Origin of the sequence: Nocardioides aquaticus (assembly GCF_018459925.1) — a bacterium.
In the GTDB taxonomy this organism is placed as follows: Bacteria; Actinomycetota; Actinomycetes; order Propionibacteriales; family Nocardioidaceae; genus Nocardioides; species Nocardioides aquaticus.
In genome coordinates, this window is the sequence record NZ_CP075371.1 from 997529 (window position 1) to 1013869 (window position 16341).

General features: G+C 73.5%; 13 protein-coding genes. 9 read left to right on the plus strand and 4 right to left on the minus strand.

Annotated elements, in window-relative coordinates:
• Nucleotides 1-21: 21 nt before the first annotated feature.
• Complete coding sequence (gene mdo, locus ENKNEFLB_RS04855; protein WP_214058164.1) at nt 22-1314, minus strand: NDMA-dependent methanol dehydrogenase; 1293 nt, start codon at nt 1312-1314, stop codon at nt 22-24.
• A 201-nt stretch (nt 1315-1515) separates the two neighbouring features.
• Between mdo and mftF the strand changes: the two genes are divergently transcribed.
• The 6 genes from mftF (at nt 1516) to ENKNEFLB_RS04885 (ending at nt 9096) form a co-directional block, all read left to right on the plus strand.
• Nucleotides 1516-3009: a mycofactocin biosynthesis glycosyltransferase MftF gene (gene mftF / locus ENKNEFLB_RS04860; protein ID WP_214058165.1), complete on the plus strand. Its 1494-nt coding sequence runs from the start codon at nt 1516-1518 to the stop codon at nt 3007-3009.
• Nucleotides 3010-3090: 81 nt separating this feature from the next.
• Entirely contained in the window at nt 3091-4365 is a 1275-nt protein-coding gene (locus ENKNEFLB_RS04865) for a sigma-54-dependent transcriptional regulator family protein (protein WP_214058166.1), read from the plus strand.
• Nucleotides 4366-4504: 139 nt separating this feature from the next.
• Entirely contained in the window at nt 4505-5011 is a 507-nt protein-coding gene (locus tag ENKNEFLB_RS04870; RefSeq protein ID WP_214058167.1) for a (2Fe-2S)-binding protein, read from the plus strand.
• Nucleotides 5008-7494 (plus strand): xanthine dehydrogenase family protein molybdopterin-binding subunit, encoded by a 2487-nt coding sequence (locus tag ENKNEFLB_RS04875; protein WP_214058168.1) that lies wholly within the window; start codon nt 5008-5010, stop codon nt 7492-7494. The genes ENKNEFLB_RS04870 and ENKNEFLB_RS04875 overlap by 4 nt, the downstream gene beginning before the upstream one ends.
• Entirely contained in the window at nt 7491-8345 is an 855-nt protein-coding gene (locus tag ENKNEFLB_RS04880; RefSeq protein ID WP_214058169.1) for an FAD binding domain-containing protein, read from the plus strand. Before ENKNEFLB_RS04875 ends, ENKNEFLB_RS04880 begins: the two co-directional genes overlap by 4 nt.
• A gap of 7 nt (nt 8346-8352) precedes the next feature.
• The gene (locus ENKNEFLB_RS04885) at nt 8353-9096 is read left to right on the plus strand and encodes an SRPBCC family protein (protein ID WP_214058170.1); all 744 of its coding nucleotides are present in this window, start codon (nt 8353-8355) and stop codon (nt 9094-9096) included.
• Between the two features lie 98 nt (nt 9097-9194).
• On the opposite strand, the gene gndA is transcribed toward ENKNEFLB_RS04885, so the two are convergent.
• From gndA to ENKNEFLB_RS04900, 3 genes are all read right to left on the minus strand, one after another.
• The gene (gene gndA, locus ENKNEFLB_RS04890) at nt 9195-10652 is read right to left on the minus strand and encodes an NADP-dependent phosphogluconate dehydrogenase (protein WP_214058171.1); all 1458 of its coding nucleotides are present in this window, start codon (nt 10650-10652) and stop codon (nt 9195-9197) included.
• A gap of 66 nt (nt 10653-10718) precedes the next feature.
• Nucleotides 10719-11360: an alpha-ketoglutarate-dependent dioxygenase AlkB gene (locus tag ENKNEFLB_RS04895; protein WP_214058172.1), complete on the minus strand. Its 642-nt coding sequence runs from the start codon at nt 11358-11360 to the stop codon at nt 10719-10721.
• A gap of 71 nt (nt 11361-11431) precedes the next feature.
• On the minus strand, nt 11432-11857 hold the full coding sequence (locus ENKNEFLB_RS04900) for an SRPBCC family protein (protein ID WP_214058173.1): 426 nt from the start codon (nt 11855-11857) through the stop codon (nt 11432-11434).
• 68 nt (nt 11858-11925) lie between these two features.
• Between ENKNEFLB_RS04900 and ENKNEFLB_RS04905 the strand changes: the two genes are divergently transcribed.
• The 3 genes from ENKNEFLB_RS04905 to ENKNEFLB_RS04915 are packed head-to-tail and all read left to right on the plus strand — an operon-like array spanning nt 11926 to nt 16200.
• On the plus strand, nt 11926-12825 hold the full coding sequence (locus ENKNEFLB_RS04905) for a macrolide 2'-phosphotransferase (RefSeq protein WP_214058174.1): 900 nt from the start codon (nt 11926-11928) through the stop codon (nt 12823-12825).
• A gap of 50 nt (nt 12826-12875) precedes the next feature.
• The gene (locus ENKNEFLB_RS04910; protein WP_214058175.1) at nt 12876-13643 is read left to right on the plus strand and encodes an ABC transporter ATP-binding protein; all 768 of its coding nucleotides are present in this window, start codon (nt 12876-12878) and stop codon (nt 13641-13643) included.
• 4 nt (nt 13644-13647) lie between these two features.
• Nucleotides 13648-16200: an ABC transporter permease gene (locus ENKNEFLB_RS04915; protein WP_214058176.1), complete on the plus strand. Its 2553-nt coding sequence runs from the start codon at nt 13648-13650 to the stop codon at nt 16198-16200.
• Nucleotides 16201-16341 lie beyond the last annotated feature (141 nt).

Consider the following 16341-nt stretch of genomic DNA (forward strand, 5'->3'; position numbering starts at 1 on the left):
GCGCCGCCCGGGGAGGACGGCTCAGATGAGCAGGTCGTCCAGGTCGCCGTTCATGCAGTGGTCGACCACGGGCTGCACCGTCTCGAAGGTGCACTCCTTGGCGTTGCCGGGCGTGCAGGCGTCGCCCAGGACGTGGTTGGTGATCCGGGCCACGTCGGCCTCGTCGCCGCTGATCACCTTGGCGTTCTCGTAGAACGCGGTCGGGCCCTGGCCCAGGCGGTTCTTGGAGTAGCTGTCGGCGGTCACGTCGACGAACCGCTCGGTGATCCCCACGTCGCGCAGCAGCCGGATCGAGGCGGCGAGCGCGGCGTCGGCGGCCTGGATGTCGGTCATGCCGTGGGTGTCGATGTCCATCGCGCGGGCGATGTCGGCGAACCGCTTGTACTGGCTGGGCATGTTGAACGCCCAGACCCGCGGCAGCGCGATCGCGTTGTTGAGGCCGTGGTGGGTGTCGTAGAAGGCGCTCACCGCGTGCGAGATCGAGTGGATGATGCCGAGGCCGCCGGAGTTGAACGCCTGGGCGGCGATGTACTGGGCGTACATCATCCCCTCGCGGCCGGCGAGGTCCTGGCCGTTCCACACGGCCTGGCGCAGGTGCTCGTTGGTCAGCTTGATCGCGTGCAGCGCGTTGCCGAGCGAGGGCTGGAAGTTCAGCCGGGAGACGTACGGCTCGGAGGCGTGCGCGAGCACGTCGAACCCGCACTGGGCGGTGTAGTCGACCGGGCAGTCGAAGTAGAGCACCGGGTCGTCGATCGCCAGCGAGGTCACCGAGGCGTCGTCGAAGGCGACGTACTTGTGCGGGTTGTCCGGGTCGGTCGTGGTGTCGGTGATGACGTAGGCCCAGGACGTCTCCGAGCCGGTGCCGGCCGTGGTGGAGACCGCGATGTGCGGCGGGTTCTTCGGGTTCTCGGACATGTTGAAGCCCTCGAACTCGTTCACGTTGCGGCCGTCGTGGGCCACCGAGACGCGGGCGCCCTTGCAGGCGTCGTGCGAGGAGCCGCCGCCGATGGAGACGAACGAGTCGCAGGCGTTCTCCTGGTAGAGCTTCACCGAGTCCATGACGTTGTAGTCCTTGGGGTTGGACTCGACCTTGTCGTAGACCACCACCTCGAGACCGTGGTACTTCATCGACTCGACGATCTTGTGCACGATGTCGGTGCCGCGCAGGCCCGACGTCATGACGAGGGTCTTGCGGAAGCCCATCTTGAGGGCCTCCGGGCCGATCATCTCGTGCGCCCCCGGCCCCATCAGGGCTCGGGGGAACGGGTGGAACTCCTTGATCGGGAACGGCTTGAGCAGCTCGTCGACCTGCATGTCGGATCCTCCTGGGGGTGTGGCGATGGGCTCTCGGCGGACGCTAGGAGTGACCCACCCCACACGCCAGACGAGGATCCGAAGACTCCTCCGCGGGCGGGGGCCGACCCTGCCCGTCCGGGCAGGTGCCCCGGGTCCCACGGACGGCGCGCCCCGGGGCCCGGTGGTCGGGGCGGCGGGGACCGGTCACGATGGCCCGCGATGACCACGCCGCCCCCCGCCTCCACGCCCGTCCCCGAGGGCACCGGTCTGCGCCTGCTGCCCGGTGCCCGGCTGGGCTCCCGCGCGCCGGACGGCAGCCGGACCCTGACGGGGTACGGCGCCGACCGCGTCCTGCGGCTGGTGCCCCGCGCGGCCGGGATCGTGGCCGGGCTGCCGGCCCTGCTCGAGGACCCGGTCGGCCGGCGGCTGGCCCGCACCCTGCTGGACGCGGGCGTGGCCGAGCCGTGGTGGCCCGACGCGGCGCCCGCCGACGACGCCGAAGAAGCCGGCGACGCCGGGGCCGGGGCCGGGGCCGGCGTGACCGTCGTGGTGCCGGTGCACGACCGCCCGGACGAGCTGGCCCGGCTGCTGGCCGCGCTGCCGGGAGGCCCGGGTGGGGTGCCGGTCGTGGTCGTCGACGACGCCTCGGCCGACCCCGGCCCGGTCGCGGCCGTCGCCGCGGCGCACGGCGCCCGGCTGCTGCGGCACCCGGTCAACCGCGGGCCGGCCGCGGCGCGCAACACCGGCCTGGCCGCCGTCACGACCCCGCTGGTGGCCTTCGTCGACTCCGACGTGGTGCCCGAGCCGGGCTGGCTGGGGACCCTGCGCCGCCACCTCGACGACCCCCTCGTGGCGGTGGCCGCCCCCCGGGTGCTCGCGCTCGAGGGGCTCCCGTCGGCGGACCGCCTGGCGCGGTGGGTGGGGGCGTACGAGACCGACCGCTCGTCGCTCGACCTGGGACCCCGCGCCGCCCAGGTCCGCCCCCGGGCGCCGGTCTCCTACGTCCCGAGCGCCTGCTGGCTCGCGCGGGTCGAGGCGCTCGGGGACGGGTTCGCCGAGGAGCTGCGCAGCGGCGAGGACGTCGACCTCGTCTGGCGCCTGGTCGCCGCGGGCTGGCGGGTGCGGTACGAGCCCGCGGCGCGGGTGCGCCACGACCACCGTGCGGGGCCGGCGGCCTGGCTGCGGCGCAAGGCGTTCTACGGCGGCTCGGCGGCCGACCTCGCCCGCCGCCACGGCGACGCCGTGGCCCCGGTCGTGCTGACGCCGTGGGCGGCGGTCACGGCCGTCGCCCTGCTGGCCCAGCGCCGCTGGTCCGTGCCGGTCGCGGCGGCGGCGTGGGGCACCGCGACCGTCGTGCTCGCCCGCCGGCTGCCCGGCGAGCGACCCGCCGCGGACGCCGCCGTGCTGGCCTCCCGCGGGGTCGGGGCGGTGCTGACCCAGACCGCCGCGTCGCTGACCCGCCACCACTGGCCGCTGGCCGTCCTGGCCGCCACCCGCTCCCGGCGGGCCCGCCGGGCGCTGCTGGTCGCGGCGCTGGGGGAGGGGCTGTGGGACCACCACCGGGTCGGGGCGACGCAGTCGCCGGCGGCCTACGTCGTCGCCCACCGTCTCGACGACCTCGCCTACGGCGCAGGGGTCTGGGTCGGCGCGGTGCGCGCCCGCTCGCCCCGGGCGCTGCTGCCGGTGCTGCTGCGCCGGCGCACGGGTGGCTAGTCCGGCGCGCGAACGCGTGAGGCCCGTCACAGGTCCGGTGCTAGGTTCGCCAGGACCGAGGTAACGGCACCGGGAGAGTCGATGGGGACAGACGAGCTGCACACCCGGAAGGTCCAGACGCTCAAGGCGTGGACCTCCTTCGTGGAGAACGGCGACTCGGCCGACTCGCTGGTGCGGCCCGAGATCCTCTCCAGCTGGACCCGCTCGGTGGCCGCGGTGCCCACCGGGGTCGAGGCGGCGCCGATGGCCGACGAGGACGAGACCGCGTCGCTGTGGCAGGACTCCCCGCTGCAGGAGGCGGTGGCCGGGGTCGAGGCCGAGCTGCGGCGCACCGCCGCGGACGGCGACCTGGTCCTGGCCGTGACCGACGCCCAGACCCGGATCCTGTGGACCTACGGCGGACGCGTGATGCGACGCAAGGCCGAGGCCGTCAACTTCGCTCCCGGCGCTCGCTGGGACGACCAGTCGGTCGGCACCAACGCCCTGGACCTGGCCACCCGGATGGCCACCCCGTCGATGGTGTTCTCCGCCGAGCACTACGCCCCGATCGTGCACAACTGGGTGTGCTGGGCCGCGCCCGTCTTCGACCCCCACAGCGGGCGCCAGATCGGGGTCATCGACCTGTCGACCACCTGGGACCGCAGCCACCCCATCGGGCTGGCCACCGCCCGGGTGATGGCGCGGCTGATCGAGTCGGCGATGCCGCGCTCGGCCCACCAGCCGACCGCGCTGGAGGACCTCATCGGCCAGGGCGACGACGCCGGCCCGGTCGGCGGCGCGCTCGAGGCCGAGCCGGGCCTGGTGATGCGCCTGCTCGGCACCGCCGAGGTGCGCCACGACGGCCAGCGGCTGCTGCTCAACCGTCGCCAGACCGAGATCCTCGCGCTGCTCGCGCTGCACCCCGAGGGCCTCTCGCTGGACCGGCTGCACGCGCTGGTCTACGGCGACCAGGCCGTCACGCTCTCCACGCTCAAGGCCGAGGTCTCGCACCTGCGGGCCGCGCTCGGGGGCCAGCTGGCCTCGCGGCCGTACCGGCTCACGATGCCGGTGACCACCGACGTCGACCGGGTGCTGGACCTGCTGCGCGCGGGCCAGGTCGCGCGCGCCGTCCGGGCCTACGGCGGCGACCTGCTGCCCGGCACCAACAGCCCGGCGCTGTCCGAGCTGGCCGACTACGTCGCGGTCGCCCTGCGCGAGGCGCTCCTGGTCGACCCGGAGCCGGCCGCGGTGCTGCGCTACTCCGACCTCGCCCCGTACGACACCGAGGTCGTCGAGACCTGCCTGTCGGTCCTGGGGGACCGGCACCACCCCGCGAAGCCCCTGCTCAAGGGCAAGCTCGCGGCCGCCTCGCGCTGAGCCCGGGCCGCCGCGGCACCCCAACCATCGGCCAACCGTCGCGACCTAGCGTCAGCATCACGAGAGACCCACGTCACACGCGGGTCCGGTGACCGCCCGTGCTCACGCACGGCAGCCCACGCAAGGGAGCGAGCAGGCCATGGCGAAGATCAGCCTCACCGTCGACGGATCGAAGGTCTCCGACGACGTCGAACCCCGTACGACCCTCGTGCAGTACCTGCGCGAGAAGCTCGGCAAGACCGGCACGGTGGTCGGGTGCGACACCAGCAACTGCGGCGCGTGCACGGTGCACCTCGACGGCACCTCGGTGAAGTCCTGCAACGTGCTGGCCGTGCAGGTCGACGGCGCGTCGGTGACCACGATCGAGGGCCTGGCCAAGGACGGCCACCTGCACCCCGTCCAGGAGTCCTTCCGCAACTGCCACGGCCTCCAGTGCGGCTACTGCACGCCGGGGATGATCATGCAGAGCGTCGCCCTCCTGGAGGAGAACCCCGACCCCACCGAGGAGGAGATCCGCCTCGGGCTCGAGGGCAACCTGTGCCGCTGCACGGGCTACCAGAACATCGTCAAGGCCGTGAAGGAAGCGGCCGGCACGCGCGCCGGCGCCTCCACCGCCGGTGCCGTCGCAGAGGAGATGGACTCATGACCACCACCCAGGACCGTCCCGTCGTCGCCAAGGAGATCGGGCAGGAGCGCCGCCGCAAGGAGGACCAGCGCCTGATCACCGGGCGTACCCGGTGGACCGACAACATCGTGCTGCCCGGGATGCTGCACCTCGCGATGGTGCGCAGCCCCTTCGCCCACGCGAAGATCACCTCGATCGACAAGACCGAGGCGGAGGCCTCGCCCAACGTGGTCGCGGTGCTGACCGGCGCCGACCTCGGCGAGAGCCAGGGCGTGCTGATCAACGCCTGGGCGATCACCACCGACCAGGTCACCCCGACCCACCTGCCGTGCCCCAGCGACAAGGTCAGCTTCGCCGGCGAGATCGTGGCCGTCGTGGTGGCCCGCACGCAGGCCGAGGCCCGCGACGCCGCCGAGCTCGTCGACGTCGAGTACGAGGAGCTCCCGGCCGCGCTGGACCTGAAGAAGTCCGCCAACGACGAGGTGCTCGCGCACCCCGACCTGGGCACCAACAAGTCCGCGTTCTGGAAGTTCGACTCCCTCGAGGCCGGCACCGGCAGCGGCATCGACGAGGCGATCGAGAAGGCCCGTTCCGACGGCGTCGTGATCGAGCGCGAGTACCGCCAGCAGCGCCTGATCCCGGCGTTCATGGAGCCCCGCTCCACGGTGGTCGACCCGACCGGCGAGCAGATCACCATGTGGTCGGCCACCCAGGTGCCGCACATCCTGCGCTTCGCGCTGGCCGCGACCACCGGGGTGTCGGAGTCCAAGATCCGCGTGATCGCCCCCGACGTGGGCGGCGGCTTCGGCGGCAAGCTCCAGACCACCCCGGAGGAGTGGCTGACCTTCGCCATCGCCAACCGCCTGGGCAAGCCGGTGAAGTTCACCGAGACCCGCTCGGAGAGCCTGATGGTGGCCCACCACGGTCGCGACCAGTGGCAGAAGCTGACCCTGGCCGCCGACAAGGAGGGCAACGTCCTCGGCCTCAAGGTGGACCTGCTCGCCGACCTCGGGGCGTACGTGTCCCTCGTCGGCGGCGGCGTGCCGGTGCTCGGCGCGTTCATGTTCAACGCCATCTACAAGTTCCCGGCCTACCAGTTCAACTGCCAGACGGTGCTGACCAACAAGACCTGGACCGACGCCTACCGCGGCGCCGGACGGCCCGAGGCCACCTTCGGCATCGAGCGGATGATGAGCGAGCTCGCCGCCGAGCTCGACATGGACCCGCTCGAGCTGCGCGAGAAGAACTGGATCAAGCACGAGGAGTTCCCCTTCACCACGGTGGCCGGGCTCGAGTACGACACCGGCAACTACGAGGCCGCCACCGCGCTTGCCCGCGAGATGTTCGGCTACGACGACCTGCGCGCCGAGCAGAAGCGTCGTCGCGACGCCGGCGACAAGGTCCAGCTCGGCATCGGCATCTCCACCTTCACCGAGATGTGCGGCCTGGCCCCCTCCCGGGTGCTCGGGCAGCTCAACTACGGCGCCGGCGGCTGGGAGCACGCGTCGGTGCGGATGCTGGCCACCGGCAAGGTCGAGGTCGTGACCGGTGCCTCCGCGCACGGCCAGGGCCACGAGACGGCGTTCAGCCAGATCGTGGCCGACCGGCTCGGGGTCGCCTTCGACGACGTCGAGGTGCTGCACGGCGACACCCAGATCGCGAGCAAGGGCCTGGACACCTACGGCTCGCGCTCGCTGGTCGTCGGCGGCGAGGCGCTGGTCAAGGCGGCCGACAAGGTCATCGAGAAGGCCAAGCCCGTCGCGGCCCACCTGCTCGAGGCCTCGGTGGACGACATCGAGTTCGAGGGAGGCCGGTTCACGGTCCGGGGCACCGACCAGGGGATGGCCATCGGCGAGATCTCCGCGGCCATGTTCTCGGCGCACGACTACCCCGAGGGCATGGAGCCGTCGCTGGACTCCGAGGCCACCTACGACCCGGTGAACTTCAACTACCCCCACGGCACGCACCTGTGCGCGATGGAGGTCGACACCGAGACTGGTGCGGTCAAGATGCGCAAGTACGTCTGCGTGGACGACATCGGCAACGTGATCAACCCGATGATCGTCGCGGGCCAGGTCCACGGCGGCCTGGTCCAGGGCATCGCGCAGGCGCTCTGGGAGGAGGCGGTCTACGACGACGCCGGGACCCTGGTCTCCGGCTCGTTCGTCGACTACCTGCTGCCGACGGCGGCCGACACGATGAACTACGAGGTCGACCACACCACCACCCCGTCGATCACCAACACGCTCGGCACCAAGGGCGTGGGCGAGGCGGGCACGATCGCCTCCACCCCGGCCGTGGTCAACGCCGTGGTCGACGCCGTGCGCCACCTCGGCGTGAACGACATCCAGATGCCCTGCACGCCCGAGCGCGTCTGGAAGGCCGTCAACGGCGTCGGAGCGGGGGGCGAGGACCCGACCGAGGGTGCCGCCGCCGCGCACTTCGACCCGGCGACCGGCATGGAAGGCACCACCGACCGCACCACTGGAGGGACGCAGGCATGATCCCCGCACCGTTCGAGTACCTCGCGCCCACCACGGTCGAGGACGCCCTCGCGGCCCTCGCCGAGCACGGCGACGACGCCAAGATCCTCGGGGGCGGCCAGAGCCTCCTGCCCGTGCTCCGGATGCGCCTCAACGCACCCGAGATGGTCATCGACCTCGGCAAGATCGAGTCGATCCGGGGCATCCGCGACGACGGCGACGCGATCGTCATCGGCGCGATGACCACCCACGCGGCGGTCGGCTCCGACCCGCTCGTGGCCGAGCACGCCGCCCTGGTGAGCAAGGCCGTCGAGCACCTGGCCGACGCCCAGATCCGTCACCGCGGCACCTTCGGCGGGGCCCTGGCCCACGCCGACCCGGCCGGCGACCTGGGGGCCCCGGCGCTCGCGCTCGGCGCCCAGTTCGTGATCGCCGGTCCGGGGGGCACGCGCACCGTCGAGGCCGACGACTTCTTCGTCGACCTCTTCGAGACCGCCATCGGCGAGGACGAGATCCTCACCGAGGTCCGCATCCCCAAGCACACCGGGTGGGGCGCGCACTACGAGAAGTTCGTGCGGGTCGCGCACCAGTGGCCGATCGTGGCCGTCGCCGCGGCGGTCCGGGTCGAGGGCGGCGTGATCGCCGAGGCCCGCGTCGGGCTGACCAACATGGGCAACACCCCGCTGCGTGCGCGCAGCGTGGAGGCGGCCCTGGTCGGCGTGCAGGCCACCGAGGACGCGGTGCGGGAGGCGGCCGGCAAGGCCGCCGACGGCACCAACCCGCCCTCGGACCTGAACGGCGAGTCGTCGTACCGCAAGCACCTGGCCACCGTGCTGACCCGGCGCGCCGTCGTGACCGCGGCGGGGGGCTGATCACTCGATGGACCTGTCCCACTCGTTCACCGTCCCGACCCCGGTCGACGCCACCTGGGCGCACTTCCAGGACCTGGGCGCGCTCGCGGAGTGCTTCCCCGGGGCCACCATCGGCGACTACGACGAGCAGAACTTCTCCGGCACGGTGAAGGTCAAGCTCGGTCCGATCGCCCTGGTGTACTCCGGGAGCGGCACCTTCGTGGAGAAGGACGACGAGGCCCACCGGTTCGTGGTGGACGCCAAGGGCAAGGACAAGCGAGGCAACGGCACCGCCGGCGCCAAGGTGACGCTGTCCATGCAGGACGCCGACGGCGCCACCGACGTGCAGGTCCTCACCGACCTCAACGTCACCGGCAAGCCGGCGCAGTTCGGCCGTGGCGTGATGCAGGACGTCTCCGACAAGCTGCTCGGCCAGTTCGTGGCCTGCTTGGAGAAGACGCTGTCGGACGGACCCGCCGAGGCCCCGGCCGCGGCGGGGACGGAGTCGGTGGCGGGGACCTCCGCCGGCGACGAGGCGCAGGGGGAGCCGGCCGTCGTGGCGGCCTCCCCGGCGGCCTCCGGGGGCGAGGCCCCGGCGACGGCTCCGGCCGCCCCGCGGCCGGCGGCGCCCCGCCCGGCACCGGCGAAGGAGGACGACGCGCTGGACCTCGGCGCGGCGGTCATCCCGATCCTGGTCAAGACCTACGGACCGCAGGCCGCGATCGCCCTCGTGATCGCGGTGCTGGCCTACCTGGCGGGCAAGCGCCGCTGACACGCAGACAGTCCCTGACGAGCTCGTCGCGGATCACCTCGATCCAGCACGACCTCGTCAGGGACTGTCGCTGTCTCAGCCCTGGACGGGGGGTCCGGTCAGGACTGGTCCTCCTCGGACAGGTCCCCGGCCCACAGGGTGTGGAACGTGCCCTCGCGGTCGGTGCGCCCGTAGGTGTGCGCGCCGAAGTTGTCGCGCAGGCCCTGGATCAGCGCGGCCGGCAGCCGGTCGCGGCGCAGCGCGTCGAAGTAGGCCAGCGACGAGGCGAAGGCCGGGGTCGGCACGCCCACCCGCGCGGCCGTCGCGACCACCTCGCGCCAGGCCTCCAGCCCGTCCCGCACGGCGTCGGCGAAGTAGGGGTCGACCAGCAGCGAGGGCAGGTCGGCCCGCTCGGCGTAGGCGTCCACGATCCGGTTGAGGAACTGGGCCCGGATGATGCAGCCGCCGCGCCAGATGGTGGCCATGTCGCCGAGGTCGACGTCCCAGTCGTTCTCCTCGCTGCCGGCCTTGATCTGGTCGAAGCCCTGGGCGTAGGCGACCACCTTGGAGGCGTACAGCGCCGCGCGGACCTGGTCGACGAACGTGTCCCGGTCGACCTCGACGCGTGCCAGGTCGGAGCCGAACGTCTGGGCCGCCGCCGCGCGCTGCTCGGTGTGGCCGGAGATGCTGCGGGCGAAGGTGGCCTCCGCGATGCCGGTGACCGGCACGCCAAGGTCGAGGGCGCTCTGCACGGTCCAGCGCCCGGTGCCCTTCTGCTCGGCGGCGTCCCGCACGACGTCGACGAAGGGTGCCCCGGTGTCGCCGTCGGTGTGGGCGAGCACGTCGGCGGTGATGTCGATGAGGAACGACTCGAGGTCGCCGTCGTTCCACTCACGGAAGACCTGCGAGATCTCGGCCGGCTCCAGCCCGCCGACGGTGCGCAGCAGGTCGTACGACTCCGCGATCAGCTGCATGTCGGCGTACTCGATGCCGTTGTGCACCATCTTGACGAAGTGCCCGGCTGCGCCGGGGCCCACGTGGGTGGTGCACGGGGTGCCGTCGACCTCGGCGGCGATCGAGGTGAGCACCGGGCGCAGGCGCTCCCAGGCGTGCTCGGAGCCGCCGGGCATGATCGAGGGGCCGTTCAGCGCGCCCTCCTCGCCGCCCGAGACGCCCATCCCCACGAAGTGGAGGTCCTTCTCGGCCAGGGCGGCCTCGCGGCGCACGGTGTCGTCGTAGTGGGCGTTGCCGGCGTCGACGACGATGTCGTCGGGGTCCAGCAGCGGGACCAGCTCGTCGATCACCGCGTCGGTGGGGGCGCCGGCCTTCACCATGATCACGATGGCGCGAGGCCGCTCGATCGCGGCCACGAACTCCTCGAGGGTCTCCGTCGGCACGAAGTCGCCCTCGTCGCCGAACTGCTCGACGAGGCTCGTCATCTTCTCGGTGGTCCGGTTGTGCACCGCGATGGTGTGGCCCTGCCGGGCGATGTTGCGCGCGAGGTTGCGGCCCATCACCGCCAGGCCGGTCAGGCCGATGGTGGCGCGGGCGTCGGTCGTGGAGGTGGTGTCAGCCATGTCCGGTCCAACCGCGCGGGGCCCGCTGGTGTTCCGGACCGCCGGCCACCGGGCCCGGTGGCGGGGTCAGAACACGTTGAACGGGCGGAACTGGACCGACAGGCGCGGCCCGGCGGAGGCCACCTTCGGCACCGCGTGCTCCCACGTGCGCTGGCAGGACCCGCCCATCACCACGAGGTCGCCGTGGCCCATCTCGAAGGACCGGGACGCCCCGCCGCCGCGCGGGCGCAGGGCGAGCCGGCGCGGGTCGCCGACCGAGACGATCGCGACCATCGTGTCGTGGGTGCTGCCGCGGCCGATCGTGTCGCCGTGCCAGGCCACCGAGTCGCGCCCGTCGCGGTAGTAGCAGCAGCCGGCGGTGCGGAACGGCTCGCCGAGCTCGGGCAGGTAGTGGGCGCTGAGCGCCTCGCGCGCCGCGGTCAGCACCTCGTGGGGGAGGTCCTCGTCGATCATGTAGGTGTGCACCAGACGGGGCACGTCGACCAGCCGGTCGTACATCTGGCGCCGCTCGGCGCGCCACGGCACCTCGCGCACCAGCGCCGCCATCACCTCGTCGGCGCTCGGCAGCCAGCTGCGGCGGACGTCGACCCACGCCCCGTCGCCGAGCACGACCCGCTCGACCCCGTCGAGCACGAGGTGACCCCCTGCCGGGCGGGCCTGGTCGGCCTCGTCGGCGGCGTCGGCGAAGAGCGTGGTCTGGAAGTCCATGCGACGATCGTACGCCTCGGGTCGAACAGGTGTTCGACGCAGGTCTCCGCGTGTCGGCCCGGGTGGGCCGGTCAGCCGAGCGAGCGCTGGATCTGCTCGACCGTCTCGTCGGCGAGCGCCTCGACCCTCCGCCGGATCACCAGCGGCACGACCACCTTGAGCGGGAAGGAGAAGTCGAAGGTGGCGCGGTAGCGCACCGCCGTCCCGGTGCCGTCGGCCTCGAACCACAGGTGGTCCGTGGCGGTCGTCCGCCCGTTGCGCCCCCGCAGCTCCACCTCGGACGGCGGCCGGTGGGTGACGGTCTCGTAGACCAGCTCGACGCGGCGCCCGAGGAACTCCGAGGTGTTCGCCCACGTCGTGCCGGCCCCGCCGTCGCCCGCCAGCCGGGTGGTGGTCACCGTGCCGGGGTCCCACTCCTGGGTCGTGGTGAAGTCGGCGAAGTAGGCGAAGACCTCCTCGACGGGGCGGGGGACGGTGAACCGACGCTCGACGTGCATGCCGTGAGACTAGGGCGCCGACCCGATGACGGGTGGTCCGTGTCGCGCCCCGGTGGGATCCTGGTCCCGTGACCACCATCGAGTCCGCGCTCGACCTGGCTGCCGCGCACGGGCTGCACCTGGTCGCCGAGGGGGCCACGGTCGACGAGGCAGGCCTGGACTACCGGGTCGTCAAGGCCGCGGACGACGCCGGTCTCCGCTGGGTGCTGCGCCTCCCGCGTCGCCCCGACGTCTCCGCGGGGATGGCTGCCGAGGTACGCATCCTCGACCTGGTCGCCCCGGTGCTCGCCGCCGGTGGCGTCGCGGTGCCGGACTGGCAGGTCTGTGCCGCCGACCTGGTCGCCTACCCGCTGCTGCCCGGCGCGCCCGGTCTGACGCTGTCGGCGAGCGGCGAGCCCGTGTGGCACATGGACCCCGCCAGCCCGGACTACGCCGCCCGCCTGGGACGTCTCCTGGCTCGCCTGCACGACGTGTCGCCCGAGCAGGCCGCGGCGGCGGGGGTGGAGGTGCGCACCCCGGCCCAGGTCCGGCAGGCCTGGCGGGACGACGTCGCGAGGGTGCACGACGCCTTCCCCGTCGCGGCCGGGACGGCCGCGAGCTGGGAGGACTGGCTGGCCGACGACGCCTGCTGGCCCGAGGAGACCGTGATGACGCACGGCGAGATCTACCCCGCCCACGTCCTGCTCGACGACGACGGCGCCGTCGTCGGTGTCCTGGACTGGACCACGGCCCGCGTCGACGACCCGGCCCGCGACCTGTCCGCCCAGTACGGCGCGGCGGGCCCCGACCTGCTCCGGGCCACCCTGGAGGCCTACGCCGACGCCGGCGGGCGCGTCCACCCCGGTCTGGCCGACCAGGCCAGGCACCTCTGGGACGCCGCCCCGATCGCCTACGCGCTGCACGCGCTGCTCACCCGGGACGACGGCGATCTCGCGGCCGCGGCCGCGCTGCTGGACCCGCGGGGCTGAGCCGCCCACGGGGTGGCCACCGGTCAGGGGGGACCGGGCAGGCTGGGGGCATGACCACCGCCCACGAGGCCGCCCCGCAGGTCGCCGCCCGGGTGCGGAACCTGACGAAGTCCTACGGCTCCGGCGACGCGCGCGTCGTCGCCCTCGACGACGTGAGCGTCGACCTCGAGGCCGGCCGCTTCACCGCGGTCATGGGCCCGAGCGGGTCGGGGAAGTCGACGCTGATGCACTGCTGCGCGGCGCTCGACCGGGGTGACTCCGGGTCGGTGGTGATCGGGGAGCAGGACCTGACCACGCTGAAGGACGCCGCGCTGACCCGGCTGCGGCGCGAGGAGGTCGGGTTCGTCTTCCAGTCCTTCAACCTCGTGCCGACCCTCACGGCGCGGGAGAACATCCTGCTGCCGCTCTCCATCGCGGGCCGCAAGCCGGACCCGGGCTGGTTCGACGTCGTCATCGACACCGTCGACCTCCGCCCACGGCTGACCCACAAGCCGAACGAGCTCTCCGGCGGCCAGCAGCAGCGCGTCGCGGTCGCCCGGGCGCTGATCAGCCGCCCGCGGATCGTCTTCGCCGACGAGCCCACCGGCAACCTCGACTCGCGCTCGGGCGCCGAGGTGCTCTCGCTGCTGCGGGCCGCGGTCGACGACCACGGCCAGACCGTGGTGATGGTGACCCACGACCCGCTCGCGGCGGCGTACTGCGACCGCGTGCTCTTCCTCGCCGACGGCCGGGTGGTGCACGACCTCGAGCGGCCCGACCGCGAGCAGGTCCTGTCGGTGATGGCCGACCTGGCCGCCGCGCCCCCGCAGGTCGGCTGAGCGCGTGCTCGTCGCCAGCCTCAAGAGCCTGCTCGGGCGCAAGGTGCGCCTGGTGATGAGCACGTTCGCGATCGTCCTGGGCGTCGCCTTCGTCGTCGGGTCGCTGGTCTTCTCCGACACCCTCGACCGCAGCTTCACCGCGCTCTTCGACGCCACCGTCGGTGACGTCGTGGTCCGGCCCGCCGGCGGCGGCGGGACCGACGGCGTGCCGGGCACGGTGACGGTGCCGGCCGGCCTGGTCGACGAGCTCGCCGCCCTGCCCGGCGCCGCGCGAGCCGACGGCAACGTCGCGGCGATCGGGGTCTACGTCGTCGGCGCCGACGGCAAGGTCGTCGGGGGCGTCGGCCCGCCCGCGCTCGGGGAGAACTTCAGCGACGCCCCGGCCGCCGGCGGGCTCGAGGGCCTCAGCATCGTCGAGGGCCGCGCGCCCGCCGCCGAGGGCGAGGTCGTGCTGGACACCCGCACCGCCGAGCAGGCCGGGTACGCCGTCGGCGACAGCGTGCCGCTGCTCACCGCGACCGCCACGCCCCGGCTCGAGGTCGAGCTGGTGGGCCTCTCCGGGTTCCCCGGCGGTGGCTCCCTGAACGGCGCCACGCTGGCCTCGTTCGCCACCCCGGTGGCCCAGGACCTGTTCCTGCAGGGCGAGGACGCCTTCAGCGACGTGTGGGTCACCGCCGCCGACGGCACCTCCCAGGAGGAGCTGGCCGCGCAGGCCTCGGCGGTGCTGCCCGACGACGTCGAGGCCGTGACGGGGGAGCGGGCCGCCGACGAGGCCGCCAGCGGGCTGCTCGAGGCGGTGTCGTTCCTGACCACCTTCCTGCTGATCTTCGCCGGCATCGCGCTGGTCGTCGGCGCCTTCCTGATCGTCAACACCTTCTCCATCCTGGTCGCCCAGCGCAGCCGGGAGCTGGCCCTGCTGCGGGCCCTGGGCGCCTCCCAGCGCCAGGTGACGGGCTCGGTGCTCCTCGAGGCGCTCCTCCTGGGCCTGCTCGGCTCCACCCTGGGCCTGGGGCTCGGGGTGCTGCTGGCGCTCGGGATCCGCGCCGTCTTCAGCCGGGTCGGCCTCGACCTCGCCGGGCAGGGCCTGGTCTTCGAGCCCCGCACGGTCGTGGCGGCGTACGGCGTGGGCGTCGTCGTCACCCTCCTCGCGGCCCTGCTCCCGGCGCTGCGCACCGCGCGGATCGCCCCGGTCCAGGCGATGCGCGACGACGTGGCACTGCCCGAGAGCTCGCTGCGCGCCCGCTTCCTCGGCGGGGTCGCCCTGGCCGTCGTCGGGGCCGGGGTGCTGGCGGCCGGGCTGTTCGCGACCGTCCCGCGGCCGGGCTGGTGGGTCGGCGCCGGCGTGCTCCTGGTCCTGCTCGGGGTGGCCGCGGCCAGCCCGGTGCTCAGCCGCCCGCTGCTGCTGGGTGCCCGCGCGGCGTACGCCCGGGCCTTCGGCAGCATCGGCAACCTGGCCGGGCAGAACTCCCTGCGCAACCCCCGGCGGACGACCGCGACGGCCTCGGCGCTGATGATCGGCCTGACCCTGGCCTGCACGATGGCGATCATCGGCGACTCCGCGAAGGCGTCGGTCGACCGCGCCGTCGAGGAGGGCTTCGTCGGCGACTTCGTGGTCAGCAACGTCTTCGCCGGCGCCTTCTCCCCGTCGGTGGCCGACGAGATGGCCGACGTCGACGGCGTCGCGGAGGTGGTGCGCCAGCGCGTGGTCCGCGCCGAGGTCGGCGGGGTCGGGACCCAGGGCGTCGTCGGCACCGACCCCGGCAGCCTGGTCACCCTCGAGGTGGACGTGGTGGACGGCGAGACGGACCTCGCCCGGGGCACGGTGCTGCTGGAGGAGGGCTTCGCCGCCGACGAGCGCCTCGGCGTCGGCGACGAGCTCACGGTCGACGTGCCGGCGGGGGAGCGGTCCTGGCGGGTCGCAGGGCTGTTCGCCGAGAACCCGATCGTGTTCTTCCCGGTGCTGACCTCGGTGGCGACGCTCGACGGCGCCGGCTTCACGCCGCAGGACAACCTGGTCGTGGTCGACGCCGACGACCGCCTCGACGCCGCCGGGCGCGACGTCGTGCAGTCCGACCTCGAGGCCGTGGTGGCCGACCAGCCGATCGTGACCGTCAAGGACCAGGCCGCGTTCGCCGCCGAGCAGCGCGAGCCCGTCGACCAGTTCGTGCTGCTGATCTTCGCCCTGCTCGGCCTGGCGCTGCTGATCGCCGTGCTCGGGATCGTCAACACCCTGGCCCTGTCGGTCCTGGAGCGGACCCGCGAGATCGGGCTGCTGCGGGCGATCGGGGTCACCCGGGTCCAGCTGCGCTGGATGGTGACCCTGGAGTCGGTGGTGATCTCCCTGCTCGGCGCCGTGCTCGGCGTGGTCCTCGGCGTGGTGTTCGGGATCGCGCTGATGTACGCGCTGCGCGAGGAGGGCCTGGAGGTGATCAGCGTGCCGGTCGGACAGCTCGCGCTGTTCCTCGCGCTGTCGGTCCTGGTCGGGATGCTCGCCGCGGTGCTGCCGGCCCGACGGGCCGCCCGCCTCGACGTGCTCGGGGCGATCGCGACCGAGTGACCCGGGCGACCGGGCGACCGGGCGACCCCGGGGATGCCCCCCTGGGTGTCGGTCGCCACCACCCCGGTCCCGCCGGCGAGACCGGGGACCGGTGTTCCCGCGTCGTGCCCTGCTGACCTGCGAGGACGTGGTCGTCGGCCG

Coding starts and splice junctions, on each gene's coding strand:
- ENKNEFLB_RS04865 (WP_214058166.1), top strand. CDS start 3,091: ATGGGGACAGACGAGCTGCACACCCGGAAGGTCCAGACGCTCAAGGCG.
- mftF (WP_214058165.1), top strand. CDS start 1,516: ATGACCACGCCGCCCCCCGCCTCCACGCCCGTCCCCGAGGGCACCGGT.
- mdo (WP_214058164.1), bottom strand. CDS start 1,314: ATGCAGGTCGACGAGCTGCTCAAGCCGTTCCCGATCAAGGAGTTCCAC.
- ENKNEFLB_RS04910 (WP_214058175.1), top strand. CDS start 12,876: ATGACCACCGCCCACGAGGCCGCCCCGCAGGTCGCCGCCCGGGTGCGG.
- ENKNEFLB_RS04900 (WP_214058173.1), bottom strand. CDS start 11,857: ATGCACGTCGAGCGTCGGTTCACCGTCCCCCGCCCCGTCGAGGAGGTC.
- ENKNEFLB_RS04875 (WP_214058168.1), top strand. CDS start 5,008: ATGACCACCACCCAGGACCGTCCCGTCGTCGCCAAGGAGATCGGGCAG.
- ENKNEFLB_RS04870 (WP_214058167.1), top strand. CDS start 4,505: ATGGCGAAGATCAGCCTCACCGTCGACGGATCGAAGGTCTCCGACGAC.
- ENKNEFLB_RS04895 (WP_214058172.1), bottom strand. CDS start 11,360: ATGGACTTCCAGACCACGCTCTTCGCCGACGCCGCCGACGAGGCCGAC.
- gndA (WP_214058171.1), bottom strand. CDS start 10,652: ATGGCTGACACCACCTCCACGACCGACGCCCGCGCCACCATCGGCCTG.
- ENKNEFLB_RS04885 (WP_214058170.1), top strand. CDS start 8,353: ATGGACCTGTCCCACTCGTTCACCGTCCCGACCCCGGTCGACGCCACC.
- ENKNEFLB_RS04880 (WP_214058169.1), top strand. CDS start 7,491: ATGATCCCCGCACCGTTCGAGTACCTCGCGCCCACCACGGTCGAGGAC.